The organism is Microcystis sp. M53603_WE2 (assembly GCF_030065435.1).
The window spans coordinates 1-4,508 of the sequence record NZ_JASJFF010000109.1; the positions used below are offsets into that span (position 1 = coordinate 1).

The following is a 4,508-nucleotide window of genomic DNA, read 5'->3' on the forward strand; positions in this document are numbered from 1 at the left end:
GAGGAGAGTTGTGAAAGTTTTTTGGAAGAACATGAATGGCAATCTTTGTGTGCCACTATTCATAAAAAGAGTCCGCCACCTGAAAAGCCGCCCTCCTTTAGGGAAGCGGTCAGAATGATTGCTTCTCTTGGGGGGTTTTTAGGTAGAAAAGGTGACGGTGAACCTGGTGTTAAAACTATTTGGTTGGGACTGCGAAGGTTACATGATATCAGCGAGACTTGGAAACTATCTCATCAAATTAGTTCCCCCATAGAACCCCCTTGAGCCATCTGGCACACTTTTCTCTTTTTGTCAAATTTTATGTTAAGAAAGATGTGACTAATGGATAGCCTTATCAAGGTAGCAGGGGGGATCAGAGGCAAAATCTATCTTCAATGTAATTATAACTACTTACTTAACCGACTAAGATGCAGCAATGTTCCTGACTCCATTGCTATCTGTTAACCTATAGATAGAATATTTTAAATCAGCTTATGAAAGTGGTGCGGCTGGCTTTGGTGTTAACTTTGGCATTGATGATCATGCCGCCGACAACAGTGGCACAAACACTGGAGCAGTTATGGCAACAGGGTGAAACCGCTCAAGCGCAAAAAAAATACCCGGAAGCCGAAAGAATCTGGCGACAAATTATTCAGCTTGATCCTAACAGTGCTGTGGCTTTTAGCAATCTCTGCGCCGCGCTATTCCGTCAAAATAAGTTAGACGAAGCACTGATTTTCTGTCAAAAAGCCCTCGCTCTCGATCCAAAACTTCCAGAAACCTACAACAATCTCGGTAACGTGCTGAGGGTCCAGAAAAAACTGACGGAGGCCGAGGAAATGTACCGTAGGGCGATCGAGCTTGATGATAAGTATGTCCGTGCCTACAACGGTCTCGGTATCGTGCTGGCAAACCAGAAAAAACTGACAGAAGCCGAGGAGATGTTCCGTAGGGCGCTCGCTCTTGATGATAAGTATGTCTTTGCCTACATCGGTCTCGGTAACGTGCTGAGGGCCCAGAAAAAACTGACGGAAGCGGAGGAAATGTACCGTAGGGCGCTCGCTCTTGATGATAAGGATGTCGATGCCTACAACAATCTCGGTAACTTGCTGTATGACCAGAAAAAACTGACGGAAGCCGAGGAAATGTACCGCAAGGCGCTCGCTCTTGATGATAAGTTTGTCTTTGCCTACTACAATCTCGGTAACGTGCTGAGGGACCAGAAAAAACTGACGGAAGCCGAGGAAATGTACCGCAAGGCGCTCGCTCTTGATGATCAGTATGTCAATGCCTACAACAATCTCGGTATCGTGCTGGCAAACCAGAAAAAACTGACGGAAGCCGAGGAAATGTACCGTAGGGCGCTCGCTCTTGATGATAAGCTTGCCCCTGCCTACATCGGTCTCGGTAACGTGCTGAGGGCCCAGAAAAAACTGACGGAAGCCGAGGAAATGTACCGTAGGGCCTTAGATTTACCAGATACTACTGGGACTCCCACTACCACTCACACCCTTGCCCATAATAATTTGGGTCGGCTCCTACAGGAACAGGGCAAGCTAGAGGCAGCGATCGCTGAGTTCGAGAAGGCGACGAAAATCGATCCGAAGTTTGAATTTACTCGCAATAACCTGCAAGAGGCCTGGCGCTTGTTATCGTTGCAGCAACAACCGGAGCAGATCATCGCTTTGAATACCACTAAATATCTACCCCAAGAGGATCCCCTCACCCGGATCAAGCGATCGATCGTTAAAATCAGTGTTGTCTTTACCGGTAACGCCAAGGGGACTGCCTACGGTACGGGTTATGTGATCAAACGACGGGGAACAACGGTGTGGATTATCACTAATCGTCATGTGGTGGTCGATCGCGACACGGAACAGAGGGGCGATAATCTGGAAAATAATCTGGAAGTGGAACCCTATTACGGCGAAAATCTACCCAACCTCCCGCGCGATCGTGCAGTGGCTAAAATAAGTCAGATCACCGAACCCCAAGAAAACTTGGATTTAGCTTTGCTGGAAGTCACGGGTTTACCAGACGATATCAGTCCTTTAACCTTTCATCAAGGCGAAATTGCCCCAAACACACCGATTTCTATCATCGGACATCCTGAATCAAAAGATTGGTCGAAGTACGAGGCGATTACCATCGGCATTCAGTCTAGTAGCGGCAATTTATTAATCGATGTGAGTCTGGCCGTGGGGGGGTCTGGTAGTCCAGTATTCGATCAGGAAATGCGGGTGATCGGATTGATGTTTAAAACGATTAACGAGTCCCAAATCGATTCTTCCGGTATCGGTTTCGCTTACCCAATCGATCGAGTTCTCCAAAAATTAGCTCAATGGCAGGTGGTTGTACCATGAAAAAATCATTTATTGCCCTCAACTTAACAATTCTTAGTCTTATTTTGGTCTCGTTCTTCCCTATTCAAGCTCAAAACTGTGGGACGGGAAATACTAGATCTAGCAACTATATCCAGAGAGATAATGACAAGCGCTGTGAGGGAATAGCTCCGATCGAGACTGCGGGCAGTTTTAGTCTTATTTCCCTTTCTATCGGCCGGATTCGGGAGATGACTGACTCCCTAAAGTTGGAAGTGCCTAGTCGTAATAACCGAGCGCCAAAAGTGATAGTGCGTTCTTTGCCAAAAAATTATCAACTCGATCCCCTCACCTTGCGTCCCCAAGGTTCTCGCTATCAATTTAAATGGTCTAACTATGTTATTGATCGCGAAGATATCGCCCTTGAAAGTCTGCGGGCCACGGCCTCTATCAGTGACGGTAAATTGATCTATTTGCCAGTTATTTTTAATCCGGCAAAAACCTATGATATCGTCCTTTTTGCTAATGCGCGTAGCCAGATCAAAGAATTACAAATCCTCCAGAACAACGAGGTTATCTATGAGACTTCTCGCCCTAACTGGCAACCAAAAGGGGAAATTTTCTTTACTTGGGATGGTCGTACTTCTGATGGTAAACTGGCTAAGGCGGGATTGTACGAATTGCGAGTCAAAGCTTTATTAGAACAAGATGATGCTCCTCCCAGAAATGCCCCGATTAATATAACTTTTGAACATAATCCCCAGTGGCTAAAATGAAGTCCAAGCATAATTTTAAAAGTTTCTGGCGATTTATTAGGAAAAATCTCAAGTTTTGCACAGTTTTTATAGTTACTCTAGCACTGGTTTTCCTGTCGATTTTTTGGGGAATTATCCCAGTTAAACAAAACTTTGAAGGCAATTTATTGGTAAAAAGCTTTAGTTTTACCTGTCAAGAAAACGAAAGTTTATTGCTCAAAGATGTCGATAATCTTTCCCAAATAGATCTATCGGGACTGAAAAAATTTACCCTCGCTGGCATTTTTAGCAGTCTTGCAGATCCCGAACTGAATAAACGAGAGCGACTAGAAATTGAATCAATCCGGGAAAATAGCACTTTAACAATTACCCCGACGGCGGATTTTATCCTGCAAGAACTCCGTTTACAAAAAGAAACTAGAGTAAAAAATCTCAAATACGCTCCTTTTAATAATCGTTTGGCTTTTAGTTTGCAGCCAAATTCTCAACCAGTAAATTTATCATTTAACCCTAGCGGCAACCCGATTAAAATAACTCTTTCTGGTTATAAAATTGCTAATTTACCCCAAAAAAAAGAGGATATTCCCCTCGAATTTAATCTCAGTACCACCGAATTTAAATTAGAAATACAACAAGCGATCGATGTTAATTTACAACTTTCTCAAGATCAAGAACAGCCTATTTTTTGGCGCAATATTAAAGTTAATAATGTTAGATTTGAGCGACCGATTATCACCGGTAATAATGTGAGAGATGACTTAGTGGAATCGACAATTATTTCCGGTAATATCCGGATGGCTCAACAGGATCTTAAGCTAGAAGAAAATCAATTCCTGATCGTCGAGAAACCGGGGGTAGAGATATTAAATCAGATAAAAATTATCCGAGAGGATAGTAACCAAAACCTCAAACTAAAAACCACGGGGGAAAACTTGCAGATTACCGAGGCATCACAAGGTTTAGAAGTGAGCGTTTCCGGCAATAAGCTAAACGGCTTTTACTTCGGATCACCGATATAGACTCCAAAAGGGTTATAGCTGTTGGATCATGCAGGTTAAGCGCCGTTTAGCTTACCAACAGCATCCAAGTGGGGTTAAATCCGCGACTACCGATCGCCCAAATTCAAGGCAGTTTTTTATCCCGTTATCTTGGCAGCGAGGCGATCGTGGCGATAATTTCCTTTTCTGCTGGTTTGATTGTTTCCTTGCTTTCGTGGTTATTCGATAATTTTCCCGCTTCTCCCTAAAAATTACCGTCCCGCTCGCTAAACTGCCAAATTGATAAGATCCTTTGACCTTTCGCCGCCCTATTAAGCAAAACTAGGTATAAACACTTTCTTAAGAATTAACCTATGTCACAATAGATGAAGATAAACCAAATAGTGTGAAGTTGTAAACTAGGTATTACTGAATGGAACCGCTTTATCAGTACGCGTGGCTAGTTCCCGTCCTGC

3 protein-coding genes and 1 pseudogene are annotated in these 4,508 nt (G+C 43.7%); all 4 read left to right on the forward strand.

Translation table 11 applies throughout. The annotated features are described in order from the left end of the window. Positions 1–264: IS4 family transposase (locus tag PX481_RS02700; RefSeq protein WP_288093552.1), on the forward strand; the 264-nt coding region annotated here is incomplete at its 5' end. Positions 265–473: 209 nt separating this feature from the next. Then, positions 474–2,342: a serine protease gene (locus PX481_RS02705; RefSeq protein ID WP_288093554.1), complete on the forward strand. Its 1,869-nt coding sequence runs from the start codon at positions 474–476 to the stop codon at positions 2,340–2,342. After that, positions 2,339–3,076, forward strand: coding sequence for a FlgD immunoglobulin-like domain containing protein (locus PX481_RS02710; RefSeq protein WP_288093556.1), 738 nt, complete (start codon positions 2,339–2,341; stop codon positions 3,074–3,076). The genes PX481_RS02705 and PX481_RS02710 overlap by 4 nt, the downstream gene beginning before the upstream one ends. After that, positions 3,073–4,301: pseudogene (locus PX481_RS02715) on the forward strand (hypothetical protein). Before PX481_RS02710 ends, PX481_RS02715 begins: the two are co-directional and overlap by 4 nt. The last annotated feature ends 207 nt before the right edge of the window (positions 4,302–4,508 follow it).

What these genes read in the sequence shown, in the direction of transcription:
- PX481_RS02705 (WP_288093554.1), top strand. Translation starts at nt 474, where the DNA reads ATGAAAGTGGTGCGGCTGGCTTTGGTGTTAACTTTGGCATTGATGATC.
- PX481_RS02710 (WP_288093556.1), top strand. Translation starts at nt 2,339, where the DNA reads ATGAAAAAATCATTTATTGCCCTCAACTTAACAATTCTTAGTCTTATT.